We start from the raw sequence: 26,677 nt of genomic DNA, 5'->3' as shown, positions 1-26,677 counted from the left end.
TGCTCCCCGTTAGCATCACAACAGGAGAAACAGCTTGTTCAACTATTGCACCCCCGTTTGTTTAAGTACATTTCTTCACAAAAGTTAAATTCAATTTAAATAAAGAAAGACTTAATTCCAACTTTCCATAATCTCTCCGTTTTCATCGTTTCTATACGTATTTTAATTTAAGAAAACATTCTTCTAAGTTTATTGTTAGGTGCGATGGAAATCCAATTATATTAGATATTTAATTTTATTCACTTACTATAAATGTAACGTCACCAACTGTAATACTTACAGTTAGTTAACTGCCTCTTAAAAGGACAGCTATTTTTGATACCCTTGAGCAATACTATCCTTCTCACATGTGTTAGAGTGATAGTGAGAGGCGGTTAATTATGGATAAATATATTATTAAAAATACTAGAAAAAGCATGTGGATTCAATCTATTGTCAGTAGTAATGAAATTGTCGAAACAAACCAATTTATAGAAGCATTAGTATTTGAAAATGAGAATGAAGCCCAAGAGGTCTGTAGGAAATTAACAAACTACAGCGAAGAGCAATTCGAAGTAATTTTAAACAAGACCCCAAAAAAATAATCGGGATAAATTTGCATAACCTAATTAAAGCACCCCCGTTAGTTCAACAAGCACCTTCTCTTTCCATGTACATTTTTCTCGAACTGTTCATCAGCCAAAAGAATCTTTTTCCTCATTTGTCCATGATTAATTCGACTGTTTTTTCTATCTATCCGCAATTAACTACATCATTTTTACCTTATTACATAAGATGTACTATCCCTATCGAAAGGGGGGTTTACTAATGAGTGATTATGGTTGTGTCTCTCCTGTAGCAGGAAAAAAAGACTCTAGTTTTGCGTTAATCGTTGTCTTGTTCATTTTGTTGATTATTGTAGGCGCGGCTTTCGTTAGACCACATTACTAAATTTTTATTGATGCGAGCGCTTATACAAAGTGCTCGCATTTTTTTCTAATTTCAACCTAATGCACAATAGTGGTCAAATCCACCATAAAAGTGAGTTGGTTTCATTCTTGTTCCACTAAGGTGCGATGTTCAATAAGAAGAACGGAATCCTTTTTGGAAGGATTCTCCCCAATACTTCAACAAGGTTACGTTCCTTATTAGAGCCAGCAATTATTCTTGTTTTTTATTTATCAATAATAGTACGGATAAGGATAATAAGGATACGGAGGCGGAGCAATATAAGGTAATAGAGCTAAAGCAGCTAAGGAAGCTAGTGGAAAACCTCGACGTCTAAAACGTCGGAACCTTCTTCTAGGACGACCAAAAGGTCCATAATATTGTCGAGTATCCGATTCATCCCCCTCACTTTCTCGCTCCATTACATCCTCACCAGCTAACACTGTAATATTATCCATATCAACATTTTCAATAATGCCATCAAATGTACTTCCATCTGTCATCGTTAAAGTCACATGATAATACATGTGGTTTCTGCACTCATCATGTAAATCCCTTAAGTGGTTACGGTAATCATGGTTTTCTACATTCACTTTTTATCTCATCTCCCTTCAAATACATGGTATTCACCTAGAAGAAGGGCGTTACTCAATTGTATGTATTAATTACATTCAACAACAATATTTCTCATCATTATTATTAACCTCCCCTTTAGCTCTGCAACAACACCAAAGGGCTTATTAAACTATTGCCACCCCGTTAGTTGTAGAAGAACATTATTAGCTTGTTAAAAACACTTTTCCTATAGCTTTATTTAGTGCAACAACATTTACTGCCTCTTTTACGTTTAATAAGTCATATTTAGAATCTATCTCCATCAAACGCAATTGTTTATCATTAATCAATGATATAAGGTGATTAAAGGTCTTCTGCCATTTATCTATTGATACATTTTTATTCCAATTCCGTAAATGAAACATATTAGCATTTACTTTTGCCTTATTAAAAATTTCTGCCCAATTTACCTGTACCCCTGATAAAAGACCGATTGTTAAAAAATTGCCGTTTGGGAGTACACATAAAGCCAAATCATTAACAGATGAACCACCAATAGAATCAATAGCAGCATTAGCACCAAGTCCATTTGTTAATTCCATAACTGTTTCATGTAATGATTTTTCTTTTGTATTAATTACATAAGAAGCACCAAGTTGAAGTAAATCTTCTGTATGTTTATTATTTCTAGTCACTGCAATCAACCGAAAACCAATAACCTTTGATAATTGAGCAAAAATACGTCCAATAGACGAACCACACGCATTAACCACTAAAACATCATTCATTCTTAATTTTAATACTTCTGTACATACAACCCAAGCTGTAATTGGATTGATATACATTTGTGAAGCCGTAAAATCATCAATAGATTTCGGTATCTGAACTGCTAATTCTGCTGATGTCTTAACGTATTCTTGCCATGTTCCATCCCCACGCAAAGGTAAAACACGTTTACCAATAAAACTATGAGAAACGGAAGCCCCTACATCTTCTACAAATCCGACACCCTCATAACCAGGGATATTAGGTAAAGAAATACGTTGAGAATAAGACCCGCTAATCGGTATTAAATCTGATGGATTGATAGGACGTGCTAACATCCGAACAAGGACTTCATTATCATTTGGAGGTTCAATATCTTTATTTTCAACTTTCAGCACATCTTGAGGACTTCCAAAATCATAAAATCTAATACATTTTGCATCCAAAACAATGAAGTCCTCCTTTAACCAAAGGTAATTTTTATTAATTAAATCATTATCATCTTTAACTAACCTGCTCGTAGTTTTAAAAAAGGCATCCCCTTATTGAAGGATTCTCCCCGTTAAGTTGTATAAGGAAAATTTTAACACCCTCTAGTGTGAATTTAAAGATACAAGTCAACCGAATTCAATTGTGTGACATTCGGACCTGCATAAATGATTAAGACCCTTAATTGAATAAGAATCAAGAAGTCTGTGAAAAATGGTCATTAGGTAAACATCATTACATCTCAACAAAGAAGGAGTTGAGGTGTCAATGAAATGTGCAGTATATATTCGTGTATCCACGGATAAAGAAGAGCAAAAAACATCTTTAGATAACCAACAACAATTTTTCTACAATATCCTTGCAGAAAAGGGGTGGGAGTTATACGAGTTTTATATCGATGTTCAGTCAGGCACCAAAGATAAGAAACGTGAGAACCTTCGGCGATTAATTAAAGATGCGAAAGCACGAAAATTTGATGTTATCCTATCTAAAGAACTTTCACGTCTCGCCCGTAATGGAAAGCTCTCTTATGAAATTAAGGATATCGCCGAGAATAATAACGTCCATATTATCACCTATGACAATGCAATAAACTCAATTGAAGGGAATATTCACATGTTCGGTCTTTATGCTTGGGTGTATGAACAGGAGTCTCAACGCACTTCTGAGAGAATAAAGGCAGCTCTTAATACAAAAGCAAAGCGAGGTGAATTTATTGGCTCTAATGCACCATATGGGTATAAAATTATCAACAAAAAACTAGTACTAGCTGAAGACTATACTCCAACTGTCGTACGACAAATTTTTAAGTTGTACATGGAAGGAAAAGGGCTTGACGGGATTGCACGTACCTTGTCGAAAGATGGATATTCAACTCCTGCAAGGGTTGCTGAAAAAAAAAATAATGCTGGTCATTATTGGCATGGCTCTAGTGTTAAAGGTAACCTAACTAATCCGCATTACATCGGTGATTTAGTACAACAAAGAGAAACCACTAGAAGCGTAACGTCTGAATCGAGACAGAAACAACCTCAAGAGAAGCATGTCGTTTTAAAACAAACGCACTCTGCGATAATCTCTCATGAAGATTTTGAAGCCGTAAAACAGCTTATGAAAAGTAGAAAGAAGAATGTGACCAAGGGGAAAAAGCACCTTTATACAAATATTCTTTTTTGTGCTGATTGTGGAACAGGTATGTGGTATAAACAGAATCGAGATGGGTATATTTGTGGACGATATTCTAAACATGGTAAAGGCGCTTGTACACATCATGCTATCAAAGAGAAGGATTTGAATCACATTTTTTTATCTGATATGGAACAAAAGATTGATAAAATCAGTGATGACTTAGCGCTAAATAAGTTAGATTTACAAGCAAAAAAGAAACAAAAACAATATCACCAACATCTAAAGATAGTAGATGAAAAAATAGTGGGTTTGAAATCAAAAAAGAGACGCTACCTAGATTTATTAGCAAACGATTTAATTTTTCACGATGACTATAGAGAGGTGGCAAATATTGCCCAAGAAGAAATTGAAAAATTAATCATAAAAAGGAGTGACCACTTAGCGTCACTCCAAGATGACAACTATGCAAAGAAGGCTGAAAACTTAAAGAAATTATTTTCCCGTTTCTTGCCATTGAACGAGGTAACGAACGAAATGTTGCATTACTTTGTTGAACGAATTGATGTTGAGAGAGCGGGGAGACCAATCATCAAATATAGGTTTTCAATCCTCAATGCTTAGTAGTTATTTCCCCGTGTAAACTAACTGCGACACACACTCCACATGTGCAGTCTGCGGGAACATATCCACCGGCTGTAAGCTTTTTAGCTTGTAACCGCCCTGAGAGAGCTCCTGTACATTCTTAGCTAGTGTCGAAGGGTTACAGGATACATAGACAATTCGTTGCGGCTTTGTACGTAACAATGTCTTAATTAACGAGTCATCTAATCCACTTCGAGGAGGATCAACAATGACGACGTCAGCTTTCCAACCTTCTTTTTCCCATTTAGGAAACCATTCTTCCGCTTTTCCCACTTCATATTTAGCATGGGTGATTCCGTGTGCTTCAGCATTTTTCTCAGCATCGGCAATAGACTCGGCGATAACATCCATGCCACGAAGCTCTTTCGCTTCTTTCGCCACCCAAAGCCCTATCGTGCCAACACCACAATAGGCATCCACAACATTTTCTGTTCCTGTTAACTTTGCGGCTTTTTTTGCTGCATTATAAAGTTTTACCGTCTGAACAGGATTCAGCTGAAAGAAGGCTCGTCCTGATAAATGAAACGTAAATTCCTTGATTTTTTCTTCTATCTTTTCTTTGCCCGCTAAAACAATGGTTTCATCACCAAAGACTAGCGATGTTTTTTGACTGTTTATATTTTGCACAACAGACGTAATATCTGGTAATCGCCGCTTCAATTCTTCTAAAAACAATTCTTTTCGAGGAAACTCTTTTGTCGATGTGATAAGAACTAATTGATATTCTCCTGTTTCAAAGCCAACTCTTGTAACAATCGTACGTAAAAACCCGGTTCGTTTCTTTTCTTCGTACACAGAGATATTGAGCTCTTGAACAATTTGCTTTACCACTTGAGTGACCGTGTCCGTTTGCTCATGCTGCACAATACATTTATCAATATTAATAAGCTCGTGGCTATTGGAACCATACAATCCAGCTACGACTTTCCCTTTTCTCACTCCTGCTTGCATTTGACTCTTGTTACGGTAATTCCACGGATCATCCATGCCAATCGTATTTTTAAAAGAGATACGATCGAGGTTAATTTTTGTATACCGTTCAAATGCTTGTCGGACAACATCTTTTTTCTCACGAAGCTGTCCTTCGTAAGAAAGATGTTGAAGCTGACAGCCACCGCAAGCGTCATAAATTGGACATGGTGGTTTTATTCTATCTTCGGATTCTTTTCGCCATTTTATAATTTTCCCAGTAGCGAACTTGTGAGATACTTTCACCGCTTCGCAGACCACTTCTTCTCCAGGTAATGCCCCTGGTACAAAAACGACTTGCCTCTTAAAAAATCCAACACCTTCCCCATCAATACCTAAACGTTTGATCGTTAATGGGAATTGTTGACCTTTTTTTATTTTTAATTCCGTTTCCGGTTTTTTATTGAATTTTCTTGTCTCTTTCATTATTTGCACCTCTATTATATTAAACATTAGCACTTGGTTAAAATTGCATGATCTTTTTCAATAAGACCATAACCACACTCTCAAGGCTTTCTCTTTACACATAATAACATATTTCACAGATTTCCTTAACTTGGCATCCCCCATCAGGCACTGCTTCTGTTAAAATAATTTTTGCATAACGTTATAGATAGGAGAGATAATTGTGTCCATAGCTACAGATATTGTTTCGCTAAAAATCATGTCAGAGGTTTACAAAAAACGAGGTCTTGAAGACTTGTTGAAAATGACTTGCGAATACTTAGAAGACGAAGTTCCTTATATTGATTGGGTCGGTGTCTACTTTTTCGAGAGAAATGACGAATTGAAATTAATGGCTGCCTCTAATTTAGAAGACGACTTAACTTGGACTTCTAACGGAGAACTAAAATTCCCTTTAAAAAACTCTAACAATGAAGCAAAAGGCATTATGATCGTCAGAAGTAAAGAAGCCATTGCATTTGATGTCACTGACGTATCAACATTAGAAGCTATCGCCCAATCACTAGGCGAATTAAGCATGGCTAACTAAGAAAAACGGCAGAGCCGTCTTTTCTTAAATACAGCGTGATCTTTAAAGCCACCATCATTTAAGCATCAAGGGCGAACTTCCCTTGATGCTTGTGGCGTAAAGATAGCTGTCAACTTATAAATTCTTATTTTGTAAGAAAAACGCGTAGCGTCTTTTATTAAGTACAGCGCGATCTAGTTTCCATTATCCTTGTCTTTATTAAAAGGTACCTGATCTCTAAAACTCACTTCATTCAAGCTTTTGAACGTATATCCTTCTTCTTTTAAATCATCGATTACCCGCGAAAGTGCCCCAGCGTTATCACTTGAGACTGAATGTAGAAGTAATACGGACCCCGGATGAATTCTGCTCATGATTTTATCATAGGCGTAGTCCGCACCTTTCTGATTCCCTGTTTCCCAATCCACATAAGCGAATGACCAAAATACATTTGTATATCCCATCTCCTGAGTTTTAGCTAGCGTCCATTCACTAAATGTCCCTCTAGGCGGTCTTAAATAGATCATATCTTCCTGGCCAGTAATCTCCTTGTAAGAATCTTTAATATAATTAAGTTCTCTTTCCAACCGTTCCTCCGAAATACTCGGTAAACTAGGGTGGTGGTTCGAATGATTACCAACAATATGCCCCTCATCAACCATGCGATTAATTAACTCTGGCTCTTCGTTCATATAATGTCCTGTAACAAAAAATGCAGCTGGAACCTCTTTTTCTTTTAAAATATCCAAAATATCAGATGTATAGCCATTCTCATATCCATTATCAAAGGTGATAAATAGTTCCTTTTGTGTGGTATCACCTAGGTAAAATCCGCCATATTTTTCTAGCAGTTCCTGAAAATAAGGTTCTGTAGAGGCAGGTTCGTTATTTTTACTAGGTTTGAAATTCCAATGGTACTCTTTTTTGCTAAGTTCCTCAGCAAAAACCCCGATGTTATTCATAGGCTGTAATGCAAATAAAACTCCAACAATGAAAATAAACAGTATTTTTTTCCCCATAAACAATACCCACTTTCACCAGCTTTTTCTTTATGTTTCTCTATTTTTAAGTTTTCATGCATGGCAAAAGAGAAGTTTATTTATGATTCGCTCATTACTTCTTTTTCTTTCTTATATAATTACGGAAATGCGCATTTAAGACTGTAAGCAACAACTTCGAGGAAGACTTATCAAGGTGCTAAACCTCTCTCAATAAGCTACCGGAGTTTCTGGTGTTACACCTTCTTCATACTCCAGATGATCTGTACGGTTTGTAAAGTGAATCTTAGCATGGCCTGTCGGTTCCATTGTAATTTTAGTAATCCCAGTATTTCCTATAATGAAAGGTCTCTCGAGTTCATGCCATTTACGACCTGCAATGAGAAACATTAGCATAATACTGATAAAACCTCCGTGAGAAACAATAGCTACTGTTTTTCCGGCATGATTGTCGAGTAATTTTTCAACTACCTTTTCACATCTGTTTGAAATTTCATCGAGAGTTTCTGTTCCTTTAATGCCAGAAGTTAAAAGCATATTAGGTTGTAAATTTGGAAACTCTTCATACATTTGATCTCTTGTTTTTCCTTGTAACGGACCTAAGCCAATTTCTCTGACCATTTGTGAACTTTCCACTTTCTTTGAATGATGTTTAGCAATTGCCTCGCATGTTTTAACTGCTCTACCCAAATCACTAGTGATAAAATGATCTATGTTTACATTGGATAACGCTTTGCCTGCTAATTTAATTTGTTTTTCACCTAAGCTCGAAAGTGGAAATTCCGCGTGTCCTTGAATAATACCTTTTAAGTTTGCTTCAGACTGTCCGTGCCTTATAAAGTAAACGGTTATCATATGTATGACGCCCTTCCTAGGTTTCTGATATACTAATCTATTTTTCTATTATCCAGGTTAATGTCATGTTCTACAAGCTATATAAGGTAATTATATACCGTTTGACATACAAATAGGTTGCCTTGCAGAACAAGGCAACCTATTCATTCGATTATTCAAACTCACGACGATGCTTTTGGCATTCCTCTTCTAATTCATCCAGCTTAGTAATAATCCGATCTATATCTTCTACACCTGTTTTTTCAGGATCTAATTCATCTAAGGAATTCACTAAATTCTCCATTCTTTCATGTAAAGCACTTAATCTCTCTGTTTTTCCTGAATTCTCCATTATAATCTCCTTTCTTGTTACATTCTTTGTTTATCATCATATTTTAACAGAATGCCCAAAAAGCGCACAATAAAATCCATCATTTTCTTTGTAAGCATTCTATTATGGTGATTATTCCTGTAGTATGAAGAACGGTTGTTTTGTTTTGTGAAAGGAGTGGAAACAAAAATGAAGTCAGTAATGCAAGAAATAAATCCTTCTTATGATCCATGGGAAGCTTACCTTGACATAAAAGAATACGGGAAAGCACAGCTTACAAATATTGAATTTACTACTACGAATTTATGTAATATGCGCTGTGAGCACTGTGCGGTTGGATATTCGCTACAGACAAAGGATCCTGATACTCTCCCATTAGAACTTTTCATAAAGAAATTAGAGGAAATTCCTCATTTAAGAGCGTTAAGTATTACTGGTGGAGAGCCCATGCTTTCAATGAAATCCGTTAAAAATTACGTCGTTCCACTGTTAAAATACGCACATGAACGAGGCGCACGAACGCAAATTAACTCCAATTTAACGATGCCTATTGAAAGATACGATTTAATCGTGCCCTATTTAGATCTTTTGCACATTTCTCATAATTATGGAAGTGTTGATGACTTTACCGATATAGGGTTTGCTGTCATGGAGCGAAAGCCCTCTATAGAACAAAGACAAATGTACTTTGATCGAATGGTTGAGAACGGAAAAAACCTCTCGAAACGTGGAGTTCTAATCTCTGCTGAAACAATGTTAAACAAACGAACATTACCTCATTTGGAGAGAATACACGACCAAGTTATTGAAATGGGTTGTAAAAGGCATGAGATACACCCTATGTACCCAACAAGCTTTGCGAGTAACCTGTCTATCGCTACTCTAAAAGAAATCAGGGAAGGGATTCATAGATTATTGGACCATCGGAACAAAGATACATGGATGCTGTTTGGAACACTTCCTTTTTACCCTTGCAACGATGATAAAGAGGACCAATCTTTGATTTCCCGGTTATTTACAGAAAAAAATGTTACCGTCAGAAATGATCCGGATGGCCGTTCTCGTCTCAATGTCAATATATTTGATGGTGGCATTCACGTAACCGACTTTACCTCCGCAGGTTCTTTAGGCAATATCCAGGAGCAAACATTACAACAGGCATTTGATAATTGGCGCTCTACAGAGATTGCTCAATCGATTGATTGTCATTGCCCGGCTGCTGAATGTCTCGGTCCGAATCTACTCGTAAGAGACGCGTATTATAAAGATATCGATTTTATAAGCCGATCTGCGAATGTAACTAAGACTCCATTAGAGTAAAAAAACTGCTTTTATAATAGCGGGTTATGTTACCCTAAACAAAATTTTTAAAAAAACCTGTCTCACAATGAATACTGTAAGACAGGTTTTTCTAGTTACCTAAATGGCACTAATTCTTTATTTAGTTGTTTCGTCTGTGGATAAACATCCTTGTAGATCTTGAATAATTTTTTATACGTCTCCACGTTCTCAGAAGCAGGCGTATACGTGTCACTTGTTTCCACAAACTGTTGTGCACAATCTTTTAATGATGGAAACCAGCCGAGTCCATAAGCAGCAAGCATCGCTGCCCCCATACCAGGTCCTTGCTCGTTTTTGAGTTTTACGACTTCCGCATTAAAAACATCAGCCTGCATTTGAAGCCATAACTCACTCTTGGCTCCACCACCTATGGAAATCACTTTATCGACGGTTTTTCCATGCTCACGAAAAACTTCCACTGTTTCATTCAATGAGAATGTAATCCCCTCAATCACTGCTCTCGCGAAATCTCCCAACGTATGTGTTGCTTGCATCCCAATAAAGCTACCTCTTATATCTGCATCAGCATGGGGTGTTCTTTCTCCAACAATATATGGCGTAAAGATCAAGCCTTTAGCACCTGCAGGAGATTCACTTGCTGAAGCAAGGATTTGTTCAAATGACTGATCTGCCGCAAATGTGTCTTTAAACCAGCTTAAACTATAACCCGCAGCCAATGTAACACCCATAGTATAAAAAGCTGACTCTTCACCATGATTAAAATAATGAACTTTTCCGCCAAAATCTTTTGTACCTTCTTCTTCATAAGATAAAACAACTCCTGAAGTTCCTGTACTGCAAAGAGTTACCCCGTCTTCAAGAATGCCAGAACCTATAGCACCACATGCGTTATCTGCTCCACCGGCAAATACACTAACACTTGCTGCCAGCCCACATTGATCTGCTATTTCTTCGCTTACGTTCCCTACATTTGCATGCGAAGCAACAAGAGGTGGACACAATTCAAAGGAAATTCCTACTTTTTCACAAATTTGCTTGCTCCACTTTTTCTCCGCTACGTCCAACAATAACGTTCCAGCTGCATCTGAATACTCCATCTGTATTTCACCGGTTAAACGGTATCTCAAATAATCCTTCGGAAGCACAAAGGATGCTGCTTTTGCAAAAACTTTTGGTTCATTTTTTTTCACCCACAACAATTTTGGTAGCGTGAAGCCTTCCAAAGCTGGGTTCTTTGTAATGCTATGTAGCGTTTCGATCCCAATTTTTTCTTCAATTTCTCTACATTCCTCGGTAGTACGTGTATCATTCCACAACATAGCATGACGAAGTGGTTTATTGTTTTCATCGAGTAAAACAAGCCCATGCATTTGTCCCGAAAAACTCATGCCTTCAATTCTATCCGCATCTTTCATCGTATGAGTAAGGTCTTTTATTGCAGCAATTGTTTGCTTGACCCATTTTTCCGGATCCTGTTCGCTGTATCCTGATTTTTCTTGTATGAGCGGATATTCCTTTGATGTTTCTTTAACAACTGTTCCTTCTTTATTAACAAGCAGTGCTTTTACGGCACTCGTTCCTAAATCGATTCCGATTACATAGCTCATCTAGTTTTCCTCCCTAAGAAAAACGCGTAGCGTCTTTTATTAACTTCTATGTAAAATCAGACAGCTGTGTAAAACTGTCTGATTCTTCTACTATTTATTCGGCAGCATATGTGATCAAATAACGGTTAATGGTAGCTTTGATCTTTTCTAAACGACCGGATTCTTGTTTAATTTCATTTAAACCAAGCGCATGATCTTCAAGCTTACGGAAGTCTGTTTTACCTGAAACGATGTCCAAGCCAATACCTTCCGAATAACTCTTGTAACGATTCTCAACAATATCTTCAAGTACTTTATCATCAATTAATTTTTGGGCTACTTTTAAACCAATCGCATACGTATCCATTCCCGCAATATGTGCATGGAATAAATCTTCTGGTTCAAAAGATCCTCTTCTGACTTTTGCATCGAAGTTTAAACCACCACGGCCTAAGCCACCATTTTTAATGATTTCATACATAGCTAATGTAGCTGTGTAAAGATCAGCCGGGAATTCGTCTGTATCCCATCCAAGCAATGGATCACCTTGGTTAGCGTCAACTGAACCTAACATATTGATGTCACGAGCATAGCGAAGTTCATGTTCAAATGTATGTCCTGCAAGGGTAGCATGGTTTGCTTCAATGTTGAATTTGAAGTGATTTTGTAAACCATGATTTTGCAAGAATGCAAAGCTAGTTGCCACATCAAAATCGTATTGATGAGTAGTTGGTTCCTTTGGTTTAGGCTCAATAAGGAATTGGCCGTCATAGCCGATTTCTTTCGCATAATCGATAGCCATGTGATAGAAACGACCAAGGTTGTCCATCTCTAACTTCATGTCTGTATTTAAAAGAGTTTCATACCCTTCACGACCACCCCAGAAAACATAGTTGTCAGAGCCTAATTCTTTTCCTATTTCCAAGCCTTTTTTCACTTTGGCAGCTGAATAAGCAAATACATCTGCGTTGTTAGAAGATGCCGCCCCATGAACAAATCTTGGGTTTGTAAAATTGTTGGCAGTATTCCAAAGCAACTTTGTTTTACTGTCTTTCATATAGTCCTTCATCAAGCTTACAATTGTGTCTAAGTTTTGGTTTGTTTCTTTTAAATTACTTCCCTCTGGAGCAATATCTACATCGTGGAAGCAGAAAAACGGAACATTGAGCTTCTCAAATAATTCAAATGCTGCCTCCAATCGAGCTTTCGCTAAATCGATCCCTGAGAATTTGTCCCAGGGACGAACCATCGTGCCCGCTCCAAAAGGATCGGAACCGTCCATTGCAAATGTATGCCAGTACGCTACACCAAAACGAAGATATTCCTCCATCGTTTGGTTCCCGATTTTTTGTTCAGGATTGTAAAATTTAAACGCATAAGGATTCGTTGATTTAGGACCTTCATAATTAATTTTACCAATGTTATTAAAATAGGACATGCTATCTCCTCCAATTAATATAGTTGTTGTTTGATTATTATCTTACCAACAATAACTTTGTTTGTCTACCGAATAAACTAAGTTTATTCTAAGTGATTTTTATGGTATAAATATACTATTAGGTTTAAAAGGAGACTCGAAAATGTCAGGCTATCAACAATCCATCAAGATAAACAATAAATTTATTATTCTACAAACAATCCGTAATCATGAACCGATTTCACGTGCAACCATTTCTCAGCAATTAAAGCTTACTAAGGCAACTGTTTCAAGCCTTGTTGAAGAACTAATCTCTGAGGATTTTTGCTATCAAGTAGGTCCTGGTAAATCAAGTGGTGGCAGAAGGCCGGTTATGCTTCAATTCAATGAAAAAGCTGGTTTTTCTATCGGAATTGATATTGGGGTAAATTATATACTAGGTATTCTCGTTGATTTAAAGGGGAACATTGTTTTGGAAAAAACCGACAAATTTAATACAAATGATTATATAAAAACAATGGAGAAAATTGAAGTCTTAATAGATTCTTTTATTTCTTATAGTAATCAAAGTCGGTATGGTGTAACCGGTATAGGTATTGGTGTCCCTGCCCTTGTCAATTTGGAGGGAGATATTTTATATACTCCAAACCTCACGTGGGAAAATACAGATTTAAAATCTTATGTTGAAAATAAATACGACATCCCAGTCATTATAGAAAATGAAGCAAACGCCGGTGCATATGGAGAGAAATGTTTTGGTTCTCAAAAACAATCCGAAAATCTTGTTTATCTTAGCATGGGAATTGGGATTGGAGTTGGACTCATCCTTGATAATAAGCTGTTCCGTGGAAGGAATGGGTTAACTGGAGAAATGGGTCATATGATAATTGAACCAAACGGAGAAAAGTGCTCCTGTGGAAGTGCCGGTTGCTGGGAACTATACGCTTCTGAAAAGGCATTACTAAAACGAGCCGCAAAAATATATCCATCCAAAGTAGAAGACTTTACTGTTGAAGAATTGGTTCACGATGCCGGTGAGGAACTCCAACCAGCTTTTGATGAGATAGGATATTATTTGGGATTAGGGCTAAACAATATTATTAATACGTTTAACCCCGAGCAAATTATAATTGGAAACCGAATGACCATTGCTGAAAACTATTTGATCGATTCTATGATGAAGGTCATTCGAGAAAAAACGTTGCCTCATCACCAAGAGGATTTGAATATATCTTTTTCCAAACTAAACCAATATTCAACTGCACTTGGCGCCGCATCCTTTTCGATTGAAAATTTCCTAAAAATTAAGTTCAGCAACGATATTTCCTTCGTGTATTGATAAAATTATATACTAAGGAAAGTTTTATATGGAGGGTGTCTCAGTGCCAAACCTTATATTACCACTGGTCGCTTAGAGAATTCAGATAACAATATTAGACTGGATCTAACATTAACTAAAAACGAGGTAACAGTTATCGAAATGTATCCCATCCAAGATGAAACTGAATCTTATGAAGGATTAGACGATAAATTATTAACTTCTTATTAATCAACTTGTACTTGAAATTGTTAGTAATACTTGATTCTATGACCTCACTGTTTTATGCAGTGGGGTTACCTTGGTTCTTTCGTCGTTTCCATCTTGAAATTAACGTAATCTTGTACAGGGATGGTGGCTCCTATCCTTTGCCGTGTCACATTTTTCACCTCTAACCACGAGTCATCACCTTTCAAACGTAAGTATACTTCTCCGTATGTTACGACACCTTTTTCATTCACTGCCGATGCGTAAGCAGATAAATAACCAAGGGTTTTAGCTGATACTTGAAATTGACGATCCGCTTGCGTACCAAATCCAATAGTAGTCGAGTAACTTAAAGGAAGTTTTGTGTTTTCCGCTGCTTTTATTAAGAGCATGTTTTTTACCATGTCAATATCGGGAACTTCTGAAGTTAATCCTCCTGTAATTCTTTTTTGCTGCTCTTGACTGTACTGAATGTTTTTCTGCTGTTCCCCACCGCGATTATCTACCATGTTCGTATTTATTTTTTCATAATTCCAATTAAGGTTCGTTTCTTCTGATTTATAAGATAACGGCCAGTGACCTAAATAAATAGATACATTCATTCCAATAGCTAACTTGGAACCTTTCACCGTTGACTCATTCATCATTTTAATTAGCTCAGGATTATCAATGTCTACTTCGGATGATTCGAGCAGATTTTTTGCTAATGTACTCGGTTGAAGATTTGGTAAGTCTACGGCAGAGTTAGGGTAAGTATTTTCTTTTGAGATTTCCACGGCTGATTCAGGTATTTTGTTAGAGTTGTCTTCATTCTCCGCTTCCTCTGCTAATACGAGGGCTGGGAGAGCTATGGCAAAACAGTAAAATACTAAAAGTAGCTGACAGATCCACTTCTTCATACGTTATTCCTCCTATTCATTTTCACGTCCAGATTGCACTTTAAAATCGTTACTAACGTCGATGTTCAGGTGGTTTCCCTTTTCTTCTAGTTTTGCTAAAAAAGTTAAAAAATATCCCCGCAAAAAGTCTGCGGGGATATAAATAGTTCTATCTAATTACTTTTTATTCACTCATCATTTCATATTGAAGCAATCTTACTTCGAAAATCCGTAACGGATCGTGAAAATATTCCGGACTTTTACGCATTTCTTCAAGTTTCTCATTCGCTTTGTTTATCTCGAAGTCAGCTTCTTCCTTATGATCAATGACCTTATCAACAGATTCTTGAAATGACATTTTCAGGTCCGATTTCAAAGCCTTTTCGAACAGATCAAATTCAAGAAATATTTTATTAATAATAGTTCCAGTTACATCTTCAAAATTACCGTTTTCAATAAATTTTTGATATTGTTTGAACAACAATTGATTATTGGTTTGCAGATTACCAAAAATCTTTCCAGCACTTTTCAAAAGGAACTGAGTAGGTTTTAATTGGTTCATAAACTTGACCTCGTCTATTTCCATACGGTTTGTCATCCTGTTAATATCCCGTTTCCAGTCTTTAAATATTACGAAGTCACAAGCTAGATTAACTTTCTTTTCTTTATACTTGTCATTAAACCATTCATTCTTACTAATAAGAAAATCCTCTGTTTCTTTCATTTCCTCATGAGTATCCTCCATCCACTTCTGCAGTGAAGCCTGGAACTGGGGGATAACATTTATTTCAATGTAATCTTGAATTTTATTATTCATAAATACATCGATATCATCATGTAATGTTGTGTAATCACTATCATCAGAGATTTCCGAAGCACTTTCACTTAGTAAAACTGGTATTTCTCTCCAAATTTTGCTCTTTAATTCTTCCTTTTCAAGTCTGTAAGTAGATGTAATGATGTTACTCTTTTCTTCTCGCATCTCTACAAGCTCACGTTCAAGTTCGAGAAAGCTTTCTTTCATCTCTTCCTGAAACGCAATATTTGATTCTAATGCTTTCACTCTGGAAACGCGTTGGTCCAATAAATGCGTCAGTGATTCCCTGATAAAATATAAAAGCTTAGCTCTTGATATTTGTTTAGTTGTATTCGATTTAAACGTAAAGTGAACGTTAATAAAATCAACCAGACTATCTGAACTGCGATGAGAAGAGTAGGAATAAAACTGTGCGTCTGGAAGAGACCCTTTTAAAACCTGCTTTAATTCTTCTTCATCAACACTTTCCACGTTATTCAGTACAAAATGAACAGGTACGTGTTTCACTTTGCTGGCAATTGTTTCTGCTTCGAGGATTGCTTTGTCCATCATCGGGCGTTCACCATCAATGATATATAAAATACCATCGACAACATTTGAATATTCAAATCTGTCGTTTTCTTGCGTCACATACTGTGAAAAGTCTGGTGAGCTAACAAGCGAGCAGCCTAGCTCCTTTAAATGACGAGATGGCCACTTTAGATCAACTAGTGTATTTTCAGTCAATGTTGTAATATCATCGACCACTTGTGAACCTTCTTCTGTGATTTCAATCATTTCAGCTTGATCGTCATTACTTGAATGAACAAATAAAGTAAATGCTTCTTCGCCAAACAACGTTTCATCTAAGATCGCATTCATCACTGATGATTTTCCTCTTCTACTAGCTCCAGTAATGAAAAGATGCTTCTTGTCTCGCTCAGTCATTTGGGAAATAAGCCACTCTTTTTTAAATCCGATATTAATTTGATTTGTCTCCGCCCAATTAAGAAGAGATTGCAGTAACTCATGAACATCGTCCAATGACACATCTGTTTTCAAACGTTGAACAATATCTTCTGCTTCCTGTAGCAATAATTGTTCGATCGTTGACGGAAATATATCATTCCAAGCTAACATTGCCGTAGCAGGAAACAACTTCGCATTTTCAGGAGATATGTTCAACCAATTTACAAGCAACCCTGGAAGAACTGGACGCAGCTCTTTCACTAGGTAATTCCCCTTCATAAGTTCTAAATAACTCTCATGATGAAGGTCGAGAACGATTCGTCTATCAGTCATCTGAGTGGTATCAAGACTTGCAAAAATTCGATTAACCAATTCCATCCACGATAAATAAGCAAGACTTTCTTGATACTGATGCCACAATGATTTTGTTAACTGAGAAAACAAGGATTCATCTAATTCATAAAGTTTTACAAGCACATGTTCAAAATAACTTGGTGCAAACAAAGAAGTGTATCCTTTATTCACATAGCCAATTAGTGTTTCAAACCAATGTAAGTTTTCTGTTCTCATTGCCTCTACTGCTGCAAGGTCTACTGCATTTTCCCAGTCTTGTTTCCCCTCATATATCGTTCTGGCAATCGTCGTTACGTTTGGATAATCGGGATCTGTAGCCATTGCAGTTCTAATAAACTGATATACACGGTCTTTGTTGTTTAATTCTTCGTTTAACGATACGAGCTGCAAAGCTACTTCTACAGTAAGCATCGGGTCACTAGATTTAATCGATGTGTACATGGTTTCTGCTTCGCCGAGCCATCCCAACTCATAATATGCATCACCTATATTTTTTTTCGCCCAGTGCTCAAGTTCATTATTAACATTTTGCCACTTTTGTATCGCAGCTTCTAAATCCTTATGATAATAATAGACTTCCCCTTGAGCAAAACGAAGAGAGGCCAAATTACCGCCTTTTTCTGATTGTTCTTTAAAAAAAGCATGTCCTAACGATCTAACAGGATGCAACAAGCTTTCCTCATCTAATATTGTTCGGTAGTATGTTTTATTAATCATATATTCTTCTGCCATTGTATATACCTCCAGGTAATTCAACGTACCCCATTAGGAACTATTCGTCACAAAAAGCTCTTTTTTGACCTTCTTACACATTTATATCATAAATTTGATGTGTACTTGGGTACTTACTTATCATCACTTATTCATATTAGATAAGAGACCATAATAATAACAGATAATCTGCTCGACAAGCTTTTATTTTTTATTTTTACTCTCATCTTCTATCACTTTAATTTCTCTCCACCGGCCCCATCGGTAGTATCCTAATGCTAATAAGCTACTAACTACAAGACTTGAGGCCATTCCAATACCAATACCTCTTTCCCCATACCATTGAGAGAAAAAGTACGTTAATGGATAGCGCAATACCCAAAAAGAAAGTACATTTAAAACAAAGACTTGAAACATTGCGCCTGCAGCTCTCACTACGCCATTTAGAACAAAGTTAATACCTAAGAAAGGATAAAAGAAAGCTACTGTTTTTACATATGTCGTGCCAAATTCTACCGTCTCCGGATCCTTTACAAACAATGATACCGCATATTCTGCTGAAAAAAACACAAGTGCGCTAATAATTACAGAAACAGATGCGATTAAGATAAGACCACTTTTGGCAATTTTCCCTACACGGTCCCACTTTTCTGCTCCTATATTTTGTCCCGCCATACTATTAATCGCCGATCCTAAAGTTAACGCAGGCAACATAATTAAACTATCCAATCGTTGTGCAGCGCCAAATCCTGCAACTACATCTTCACCAAAACTTGTTATCACTGTCATAATTGCCAGTACTCCACCTGAGATAACCATCATGGAAAGACCAGAAGGAAGGCCTAGCTTAAATATATGTTTTAGTTCTTTTAATCGGGGTAGAAAAGGTATACTAAACGGGACACTTGCTTTATAAATGGAATAGAGTAGTCCATACAAAAATGCGGTACCTTGAGAAAATACTGTGGCATAGGCAGCTCCGGCAATGCCCATATCCAGAACACTGATGAAGATAGGATCTAGAATCGTATTTAGTATGACAGCCAGTAAAACAAACCTTACCGGCGTTTTACTGTCACCTAATGCTCTCAGTACTGTCGCAATAAAATTATAACCAAACAAAAAAAGAATTCCTATAAAGTTAATTTTTAAATATAACGTGGCTAGAGGAAGAATACTATCCGGAGTTCCCATCCATTGCAAAATATGGCCGGAAACAAAGTATCCTATGATACCAACTATAAACGTCAGTGATCCAAGTGTCACCACAAATGCGTTTAGAGAATTCTTCAACCCTTTATAATCATTTGCTCCTCTAAATTGCGACAACACGGTCAATGCAGCGGTATTGATTCCTATAATAAAAGATAAGATAGTAAATATTACCGTGCCCGATATAGAAATTGCACCTAGGGCATTAGCTCCTAATAAGTTCCCCACCCATAAAGTATCAATCACTTGATAAGATGTTTGAAGAATATTCGTTAAGAAAATTGGTGAAGAAAAAACAATCATTTTCTTCATAATATTTCCTTCAGTAAAATCATGCTGCGTGTTACTTTTCATCGTCTCCCCCCCAGGTATTGCTCCTTAGAAAAAGAAGGGAGTTAAAAAACCTTCCTAATTCTTTCTAATTTCAAACGTTTCTTCAATATTGACACAATCGATAACTGTCTGAGCCATCGGACAGTTTTTACTAGCCAATTCAACAGCTTTCGCCACTTTACTCTCCACTAACTGTTCCCCTTTAATGATATAATGAAGCCTGATTTCAGTTAATCGATTTGCTCTTTCCGGATCTCTCGTCACTTCTGCTTCAATCTGTAAACCTGAAACTTCCATTCGTTGTTTTACTAAAACTTTTCTTAAGACCGATCCCCCACAAACTGCGATGGAACTTACCATAAGTTGAAATGGTCTAAATCCCTTTTCTTCATCCCCTGAAATCGTCAGTTTTCCAAATTCAAATTCTGTCTCAAAAGCCTCATCGGCATAATTAAATTTCATTGTTATACTCCCTTTCTTATTTCTATTCTCTAATTCTAAGTTTACTTTCATTCTAACAGTTCGTCACCTAAAAAGTATTCGGCGTTCTCAGACTTTCGTTAAAAGACAATCTAATACTTTCGCACTTAATAAGAAAAACGCAAAGCGTCTTTTATTATATACAGCGTGATCTTTAAAGCCACCATCATTTAAGTATCAAGGGCGAACTTCCCTTGATACGTGTGGCGTAAAGATAGCTGTCATTTTATACTTTCTTATCTAACAAAAAGAGACTAAAATGTAATTTGGGTAACAAGTAACTTTTTCAAATATTAACTATGTAACAAAGGGGGACAACATCATGACAAACCAACTCTCGGAAGAACAACCAGCTAATAACCCCACTTACCGGTATTGGGTACTGATAGGAATGGTCCTTATTGCAGGATTTTCACAAGGCATGCTTTTACCTGTTTTAGCAGTAATGCTGGAAGGTTCCGGAGTTTCCTCCTCAGCAATGGTTTCAATGCTGCGGCCTTATATATAGGAATTATTCTTATATCTCCTTTTATTGAAAAACCAGTTCGTAAGCATGGCTATAAACCCGTGATTATTACAGGATTAATTATCGTTGCAATCTCATTAATGCTCTTTCCAATATGGCAAGCATTTTGGGTTTGGTTTGCTTTAAGAATGGTCGTTGGAATTTCCGATAACCTAATTCATTTCTCCACACAAATTTGGATTAGCACTACAAGCTCTCCTGAAAAACGTGGTAGACAATTATCTCTCTATGGATTAGCTTTTGGCATGGGATTTGGTTTAGGTCCAATGATGACCAAACTTCTGGAAATAAACGACTATTTGCCTTTTGTTATCGCATCAGTTGCAAGTCTTATAGCGTGGATCTTTATGCTTTTCATGAAAAATGAATGGCCTTCAAGCGATTTTGAAACGGCATCTCAACTAAATACATTCGCGAGATATAAACAAGTCTTAAAGCTAGCTTGGTTTGCTTTGTTACCAGGGTTTTGCTACGGATTTTTAGAAGCATCTTTACATGGAAACTACCCAGTTTACGCTCTACGTATGGGGATTGATATTCAATTTGTCACGTTATTATTACTGCCAAGCTTTGTTTTCGGAAGCTTGATAACCCAACTGCCTTTAGGTATCTTAAGTGACAAAATAGGACGAAGTAAAATACTACTATTTCTACCGGCATTTGGATTCATTGCATTCTTTAGTATGTCATTTGCAGAACAAAATCCTGCTTTTCTTTTAGGGCTATTCATTATTGCCTGCATGTTATTAGGGTCCATGTTCTCTTTAGGAATCGCTTATTTAGCAGATTTAGTTCCTGCAAATCTACTCCCAACAGGAAATGTAATGACCGCTGTTTTATTTGCGCTGGGAAGTATGACAGGTCCCTTGGTTGGAGGATTCTTGATTGAAATCATCGGCGAAGGTGCCATCTATTATTCAATCAGTGCCATGCTCGCTTTCATGCTTATCGCAGGCATAATCTTTCAAATCCAATTAAGAAAAACGCAAAGCGCCTTTTTTTAAATACAGCGTGATCTTTAGCCACCAAACCTTTCTTTTTGAAACACTTTTTTGTTACATCCGTATTCATTTAATAAGGGAGGTGAAAACAGATGAAAATTTGGACCTTTGTACTAACAATCATTCTTATGATACTGGTTGTCCCTATGACTATTTCAGCAGAAGATTATACGATTCCTGAGCTCGAAATTAATGCTCACCTCCAAGAAAACGGAAATGTCTTTGTAGAAGAATCTCATACCTACCGTTTTGAAGGAGAATTCAGCGGAATTATTAGAGAACTGATTCCAAAAAGAGGTACAGATATTCTAAACGTCGAGGCGTTTGATTCAGATCAACCTCTTGAGATTGAGCAAGACGAAAACGAGTTACGTATTCATCATGCAGGTGAGGATGAGACGATAACCATTCACCTCACCTATGAAATTATCGATGGGGTTGAACGGTATTCTGATCTCGGTCAATTTTACTGGCCTTTCTTCGATGATAGTAACGAGTCTGACTATGGCGATTTAACTATTAATGTTTTTCCACCCGCCGAGACTTTGCCAGCTGAGGTCATTGCATTTGGTGACGATGAAGCTTTTGAAACAGAAAACATACATGATGACGGTTCTGTAACTTTTTCATTCGGTGAGGTGCCAAGTGGATCTAAAGGCGATATTCGAGTTGCCTTTGACTCTGAACTTTTTCCGGCCACTTCACTCAAGGAAGACACTCCATTGAGGAAAATTTTTTTACAAGATCAACAGACTCTTAAAGACAAGGCCATAGCCTTTGATGAAAGGCGGGATAACTTAGCCTCATTATCAGCAATTATACTACCGGTTTTCGCGATTATTCTAGGTTTCATAGTCCTCCTAACCTTTTTTCAGAGGCAACGGAAAATGAATCATATTAAAAAAGATATGGTAACGGGGGGTGTACCTTCGCTTATTATGAGCTTACCTGCAACGATTCTGTTTACTAAGTATCAACATCAGCAACCCCCATCTGAGGTACTAACTGCTGCCTTGCTTGATTTAGTCCGAAAAGGGAATGTCACGCTTTTACCCGACGAAAAGTTTAAAATCATTGACCGAACAAATGTACTTAGTCATGAAAAAGTCCTTATCGTTTGGTTATTTGATGAAATTGGTCAGGAAAACATATTTGACTTTGAAATGTTAAAAACATATGCAGACAAAAAGAGCAACTTCTCGAAATACAAAGCTCACCATTCTAAATGGGTAAAAGAGCTGAGAAATGAACTTAAAGAGCACTGCTTATATAAAAAAAGAACTAGATTAAGATGGTCAATAGGTATAGCGAGTCTCGTGCTTGTTCCATTTCTACTATTATTCCCATTTCATGATCTGGTTCTAAGTTTCTTGTTGACCTTGTTTTTATTCGTTTCTACAGTGCTTTTTTCCATACTTTACAATCCAAAGACTTACAAAGGTGCAAAGATATCTCTGGAATGGAGCCAATTAAATTCTTACTTTGACAAAGTAGATGAAGTGAGGAAACATACCTGGACCAAAGATGACCAAATGAAAGTTTTTCTCTATGGTTTAGGTACAAACAACGAAGTTATGACTAAGAAAAATAAAGAGTTAATTCTAGCATTTTCGAACGCTAACATGTCAACTTCTAATCAGACTGATAACAGCTTTGCAAATTTAGACGTATCATCAATCATTCTTATTAGTGCTCTAGCTTCTTCCAGTTTTCGAAAAACAGACAGAACAACAGGTGTTGTCTCTGCTGATTCCTCTTCCTCATCAGGAGGGTTTAGTGCAGGAGGCGGTGGCGGAGTTGGCGTCGGTGGTGGTGGATCAGGAGCATTTTAGTTGAAGAAAAACGGCAGAGCCGTCTTTTATTAAATTACAGCCTGTTCTTTCGCAACCCCCGAGTAGCACCTCTCAATAGCGTGTAAGTGCTACTCGAAGGAAGCCTGGCTTCCCTTTACGCTTGTGGCAGCTAAAGTTAGCTGTCAACTTATAAATCCTTGTAAAAAAACAAGCTTATTTAAAAACTTCATTCAGTACTTTTGAAGACTGTGAATTGTTCAAGTTTTTATTGACAGTTCCGGAAGGTTTTGTGCGCAAGTTCGTTGCAAAGGAACGTATCATTTCCGTTTCGCCGACCAAATATAGTCCACTCCAATTTTTCTCCTTTTTAAGCTGCTCTACATTTCCTGCCATTTTTTTATAAAATCGGCTAAGATTCTCTCTATACCGCTGATTAAAGTCATCAACATGTGTAGCACCAGAAGCTGTCCGGTCACTAGAAGCTAAACCTTCCTTGACCCTCCATTCTTCTTTACCGGAATCAAATTCATATATTTTCTCATCATGAACTTCCCCTAAAGAAGTTTCGATGACTTTAACTTCATCCAAATTAGGTAGAATAACCCCAGCTAGAGGATATTCTTGCTGCAAGCCATCTAATTGACTAAGTTCTGGTTGCGACTCCCAATGGAAGCTTGTTTCAACAGGTACCTGCAAGTAATGAACTGACCATAAATCATCTTGGTCTGAAGCAAAGATTACAACACTTTTTTGCAAATCCATGCGATTTCCTAAAATCTCATCATTAACCTTTTTCTTTAACTTTTTATAGCTTTTATGTTCTTCTTTATCTCCTGAAGCTTCAAGATATTCATCTAAACGCTTTAATCCATTTTTCAAACGAATTTTCCATTCCCCTTTTTGCTGATCGGGATGCGCAGGATCGGTATTTAAATAAACACTCAAAACACATTTGCCATTTTCACATTGAAAGTCTTTTAAAGATTGAAGTTCACTTGTTAATGCCATAATTGAACATTCCTCCTTATTAAATCTCTTAGTGTCCTTTTTCCAAATATAATTTCTTTAAAACTTCAATTTATAAAAATTTTCGCTTTCGTTCCGTGTTAATTCGGAAAAAATCTTAGTTTCGAGTCGTCTCGACGAAAGCCTAGTGCGGATTTGATCTCCTAACTCCGTTCGAAGAAAACCACTCTTATCTTTAAAAAACAAAGGAGAGCATGTCATAGTTAAGACATACTCTCCTCTATTTTATAAATTACTGATGCAATTTATAAACATTTCCTTCAGCCTCTGGTAGACTTTCAACTGTTTGGAGTTTCTCTTTTAACTCTATTAATTCATCTTTAGAGTCTATAATTGCGTTTAATAAATCATATGCATGTGATTTCAAATTTTGTGAACTATCCACAATGGTCTGAATATCTTCTGATGCCGCCTCTACTACTTTCGATACTTTTTCACTAGAGGCACGAAGCTGATCTATTACTGTGTCACGATTTTCATTGATTACAGTAATCCAATGCTTCGTTTGATGTGTTGTTGAGCTAACGAAACTAGTAACACCATTTCTAGTCTTATCATTGGAAGCGATAATAATAGCTCCACTTAGGACTCCAATTATTGATCCCCCAATTACCCACTTTTTTGATTGTTCACTCATAGTTCCGTTCCTCCCTTTTCAATAATTGATTCTGTGTCTCTATATCTATTTTACCAATAAAATGAAAAGTGAAACAATTAAATTATAAAAAAGTCGAAAATAAGAGTATTTATTCGCTTTTACACTTACTTAACTTGATATAGAATTTTTCCGTCAACCTTCTCCCACCCAACTTCACTTTTCTCTTCCAGCAAATCTAAATGACCTAATGTCTCAGAAAAAGTTAGGGAAGTTTGTTTTTGATATAGTTGTGGATAAACTTCTTTACATAAATCAAAGACTTGTATAGGACCTTTTCCCATTTTCCTCTTAAAAGAAAATGCTTTCCCTAGTTGATCATCTAACCTCTTTTGGATAAGTTCTTTTGGGTTTTCAATGGTTTTCCCATGCCCTGAATAAATATAGTTACTAGTCAAACACCTTTTTAAAGAATCCCTATATTGCAACAATGTTTTTGGGCGTTCCTCACCATGTTGATAAGGTGCTTCAATAATGGCATTCGAAGAAATATGTTCAATGACATGATCTCCTGCAATCATCGTGCCATCTTTTTCTCTGAAAAGGGAAATATGCGATTGTGCATGTCCAGGTGTTTCCATAACGGTCCAACCGCTTAGTCCTTCAATCTGGCTTCCTTCTATTAATTCTGTTGATAATTCCGCTTTTTCAGTAAAAGTCATAAATTGCTCATTCTTCTGCCGCATCTTTTCTATCCATTTCTCCGGAACTCCATGACTGAAATACATTTCAGTATAAAACTCCATCGTTCTTTCAAGAAAATCCTTATCCTTTTTAAGCCATGGTTTAAGCTTGGGATGTCCTGCTATCTTTGCATAAGGCATAAATTTGTGAACAAGACCAATATGATCAGGATGATGATGAGTTAATATCACCAGTTCTATGTCTTTCATAGAAAAACCTAGTACCCCTAACTCATACTCTAGTTTAGTCTCTGTTTCCTTCGTAAATGGTCCGGTATCAACCAAAGTAAGAGCTTCCCCTTTTATTAAATATGTATTTACAGGACCGACTAGGAACGGTGTAGGCAAACTTATTGGATATATTTCCTGCGCACTCTTCTTTACTGATGTTTTCATCGAAAGCCCTCCCTCAACTTTTCCTCCATACGAGTACATTTTTTCCTATTATTTACACTTCCACAGAGAAAGTTTCTATTTTCCTACAATTTCCGACACTTTTCACGAAAAGTTCACCAAATTGTAACAGGTTGCACATATAATATTAAAAATAGGGTATTATAATTAAGAATATATAGAATATTTAGATATTAGGAGGAACCATTATGAGAAAGCGTTTTAAAAATTTTGAAGAACTAGTAAAAGAAAATAAAAAAATAATTATCGAAGATCAAAAAGCTCTGAGTCAGATTGAAGAAAAAATGGATAAAAAACACGACTTAAATTATCAAAAGGAAGAAATGAATCAATCAGTCTAGAAATTAGATATGAAAATCATAAAGCTGATTTCCCCTGAAAGAAATGGTAAATCAGCTTTAACAT

Annotated in this window: 25 protein-coding genes; 10 read left to right on the top strand and 15 right to left on the bottom strand. The window is 36.6% G+C overall.

Annotated features, from left to right (window positions below; genetic code table 11):
• Positions 1–380: 380 nt before the first annotated feature.
• Positions 381–584 carry a hypothetical protein gene (locus ACHABW_RS19015; protein ID WP_435757619.1) on the top strand — a complete coding sequence of 68 codons (204 nt, stop codon included), beginning with the start codon at positions 381–383 and terminating at the stop codon, positions 582–584.
• A gap of 223 nt (positions 585–807) precedes the next feature.
• Entirely contained in the window at positions 808–930 is a 123-nt protein-coding gene (locus ACHABW_RS19010) for a YjcZ family sporulation protein (RefSeq protein WP_435757617.1), read from the top strand.
• 230 nt (positions 931–1,160) lie between these two features.
• Here ACHABW_RS19010 and ACHABW_RS19005 read toward each other — a convergent pair whose 3' ends face one another.
• The gene (locus ACHABW_RS19005) at positions 1,161–1,520 is read right to left on the bottom strand and encodes a hypothetical protein (RefSeq protein ID WP_110937078.1); all 360 of its coding nucleotides are present in this window, start codon (positions 1,518–1,520) and stop codon (positions 1,161–1,163) included.
• Between the two features lie 186 nt (positions 1,521–1,706).
• Positions 1,707–2,693, bottom strand: a complete 987-nt coding sequence (locus tag ACHABW_RS19000; RefSeq protein ID WP_435757615.1) for a zinc-dependent alcohol dehydrogenase family protein — start codon at positions 2,691–2,693, stop codon at positions 1,707–1,709.
• A gap of 310 nt (positions 2,694–3,003) precedes the next feature.
• Between ACHABW_RS19000 and ACHABW_RS18995 the strand changes: the two genes are divergently transcribed.
• A complete protein-coding gene (locus ACHABW_RS18995) occupies positions 3,004–4,485 on the top strand; it encodes a recombinase family protein (RefSeq protein ID WP_435757613.1) in 1,482 nt (493 codons plus the stop codon).
• A 3-nt stretch (positions 4,486–4,488) separates the two neighbouring features.
• Here ACHABW_RS18995 and rlmD read toward each other — a convergent pair whose 3' ends face one another.
• The gene (rlmD, locus tag ACHABW_RS18990) at positions 4,489–5,901 is read right to left on the bottom strand and encodes a 23S rRNA (uracil(1939)-C(5))-methyltransferase RlmD (RefSeq protein ID WP_435757611.1); all 1,413 of its coding nucleotides are present in this window, start codon (positions 5,899–5,901) and stop codon (positions 4,489–4,491) included.
• A 202-nt stretch (positions 5,902–6,103) separates the two neighbouring features.
• On the opposite strand from rlmD, the gene ACHABW_RS18985 reads away from it, so the two are divergent.
• Positions 6,104–6,469, top strand: coding sequence for a GAF domain-containing protein (locus ACHABW_RS18985; protein WP_435757609.1), 366 nt, complete (start codon positions 6,104–6,106; stop codon positions 6,467–6,469).
• A 173-nt stretch (positions 6,470–6,642) separates the two neighbouring features.
• Here ACHABW_RS18985 and pdaA read toward each other — a convergent pair whose 3' ends face one another.
• The 3 genes from pdaA to ACHABW_RS18970 all read right to left on the bottom strand — a co-directional run bounded on the left by pdaA (position 6,643) and on the right by ACHABW_RS18970 (position 8,632).
• Positions 6,643–7,467, bottom strand: a complete 825-nt coding sequence (pdaA, locus tag ACHABW_RS18980; protein ID WP_435757607.1) for a delta-lactam-biosynthetic de-N-acetylase — start codon at positions 7,465–7,467, stop codon at positions 6,643–6,645.
• Positions 7,468–7,656: 189 nt separating this feature from the next.
• Positions 7,657–8,301: a histidine phosphatase family protein gene (locus ACHABW_RS18975; protein ID WP_435757605.1), complete on the bottom strand. Its 645-nt coding sequence runs from the start codon at positions 8,299–8,301 to the stop codon at positions 7,657–7,659.
• A gap of 151 nt (positions 8,302–8,452) precedes the next feature.
• Positions 8,453–8,632, bottom strand: coding sequence for an SE1561 family protein (locus ACHABW_RS18970; protein ID WP_110936984.1), 180 nt, complete (start codon positions 8,630–8,632; stop codon positions 8,453–8,455).
• Between the two features lie 168 nt (positions 8,633–8,800).
• On the opposite strand from ACHABW_RS18970, the gene yfkAB reads away from it, so the two are divergent.
• On the top strand, positions 8,801–9,931 hold the full coding sequence (gene yfkAB / locus ACHABW_RS18965; RefSeq protein ID WP_435757603.1) for a radical SAM/CxCxxxxC motif protein YfkAB: 1,131 nt from the start codon (positions 8,801–8,803) through the stop codon (positions 9,929–9,931).
• Positions 9,932–10,026: 95 nt separating this feature from the next.
• Here yfkAB and xylB read toward each other — a convergent pair whose 3' ends face one another.
• A complete protein-coding gene (gene xylB / locus ACHABW_RS18960) occupies positions 10,027–11,520 on the bottom strand; it encodes a xylulokinase (RefSeq protein ID WP_435757601.1) in 1,494 nt (497 codons plus the stop codon).
• 94 nt (positions 11,521–11,614) lie between these two features.
• Positions 11,615–12,937, bottom strand: a complete 1,323-nt coding sequence (gene xylA / locus ACHABW_RS18955) for a xylose isomerase (protein WP_435757599.1) — start codon at positions 12,935–12,937, stop codon at positions 11,615–11,617.
• Between the two features lie 142 nt (positions 12,938–13,079).
• On the opposite strand from xylA, the gene ACHABW_RS18950 reads away from it, so the two are divergent.
• Positions 13,080–14,255, top strand: coding sequence for an ROK family transcriptional regulator (locus ACHABW_RS18950; RefSeq protein ID WP_435757597.1), 1,176 nt, complete (start codon positions 13,080–13,082; stop codon positions 14,253–14,255).
• A 275-nt stretch (positions 14,256–14,530) separates the two neighbouring features.
• On the opposite strand, the gene ACHABW_RS18945 is transcribed toward ACHABW_RS18950, so the two are convergent.
• The 4 genes from ACHABW_RS18945 to ACHABW_RS18930 all read right to left on the bottom strand — a co-directional run bounded on the left by ACHABW_RS18945 (position 14,531) and on the right by ACHABW_RS18930 (position 20,156).
• Positions 14,531–15,340: a YfkD family protein gene (locus ACHABW_RS18945; RefSeq protein ID WP_435757595.1), complete on the bottom strand. Its 810-nt coding sequence runs from the start codon at positions 15,338–15,340 to the stop codon at positions 14,531–14,533.
• A gap of 163 nt (positions 15,341–15,503) precedes the next feature.
• Entirely contained in the window at positions 15,504–18,170 is a 2,667-nt protein-coding gene (locus tag ACHABW_RS18940) for a tetratricopeptide repeat protein (protein WP_435757593.1), read from the bottom strand.
• Between the two features lie 183 nt (positions 18,171–18,353).
• Complete coding sequence (locus ACHABW_RS18935) at positions 18,354–19,715, bottom strand: MATE family efflux transporter (protein ID WP_435757591.1); 1,362 nt, start codon at positions 19,713–19,715, stop codon at positions 18,354–18,356.
• A gap of 54 nt (positions 19,716–19,769) precedes the next feature.
• Positions 19,770–20,156: an OsmC family protein gene (locus ACHABW_RS18930; RefSeq protein ID WP_435757589.1), complete on the bottom strand. Its 387-nt coding sequence runs from the start codon at positions 20,154–20,156 to the stop codon at positions 19,770–19,772.
• 340 nt (positions 20,157–20,496) lie between these two features.
• Between ACHABW_RS18930 and ACHABW_RS18925 the strand changes: the two genes are divergently transcribed.
• From ACHABW_RS18925 to ACHABW_RS18915, 3 genes are all read left to right on the top strand, one after another.
• On the top strand, positions 20,497–20,682 hold the full coding sequence (locus ACHABW_RS18925; protein ID WP_435757625.1) for a hypothetical protein: 186 nt from the start codon (positions 20,497–20,499) through the stop codon (positions 20,680–20,682).
• Entirely contained in the window at positions 20,679–21,704 is a 1,026-nt protein-coding gene (locus ACHABW_RS18920; RefSeq protein WP_435757623.1) for an MFS transporter, read from the top strand. Before ACHABW_RS18925 ends, ACHABW_RS18920 begins: the two co-directional genes overlap by 4 nt.
• Before the next feature lie 89 nt (positions 21,705–21,793).
• Positions 21,794–23,533 carry a DUF2207 domain-containing protein gene (locus tag ACHABW_RS18915; protein WP_435757587.1) on the top strand — a complete coding sequence of 580 codons (1,740 nt, stop codon included), beginning with the start codon at positions 21,794–21,796 and terminating at the stop codon, positions 23,531–23,533.
• Positions 23,534–23,707: 174 nt separating this feature from the next.
• Here the strand turns inward: ACHABW_RS18915 and ACHABW_RS18910 are convergent, their stop codons facing one another.
• From ACHABW_RS18910 to ACHABW_RS18900, 3 genes are all read right to left on the bottom strand, one after another.
• Positions 23,708–24,502, bottom strand: coding sequence for a VLRF1 family aeRF1-type release factor (locus ACHABW_RS18910; protein ID WP_435757585.1), 795 nt, complete (start codon positions 24,500–24,502; stop codon positions 23,708–23,710).
• 250 nt (positions 24,503–24,752) lie between these two features.
• Positions 24,753–25,157, bottom strand: coding sequence for a hypothetical protein (locus ACHABW_RS18905; RefSeq protein ID WP_435757583.1), 405 nt, complete (start codon positions 25,155–25,157; stop codon positions 24,753–24,755).
• A gap of 125 nt (positions 25,158–25,282) precedes the next feature.
• The gene (locus tag ACHABW_RS18900; protein ID WP_435757581.1) at positions 25,283–26,254 is read right to left on the bottom strand and encodes an MBL fold metallo-hydrolase; all 972 of its coding nucleotides are present in this window, start codon (positions 26,252–26,254) and stop codon (positions 25,283–25,285) included.
• Positions 26,255–26,460: 206 nt separating this feature from the next.
• Here ACHABW_RS18900 and ACHABW_RS18895 point away from each other — a divergent pair, with 206 nt between their 5' ends.
• Positions 26,461–26,613 carry an FbpB family small basic protein gene (locus ACHABW_RS18895; protein ID WP_110936997.1) on the top strand — a complete coding sequence of 51 codons (153 nt, stop codon included), beginning with the start codon at positions 26,461–26,463 and terminating at the stop codon, positions 26,611–26,613.
• Positions 26,614–26,677: the final 64 nt, after the last annotated feature.

Source organism: Salipaludibacillus sp. CF4.18, from assembly GCF_051262595.1.
Taxonomy (GTDB): domain Bacteria; phylum Bacillota; class Bacilli; order Bacillales; family Salisediminibacteriaceae; genus Salipaludibacillus; species Salipaludibacillus neizhouensis.
This window is presented reverse-complemented; position numbering and strand designations above follow the sequence as displayed.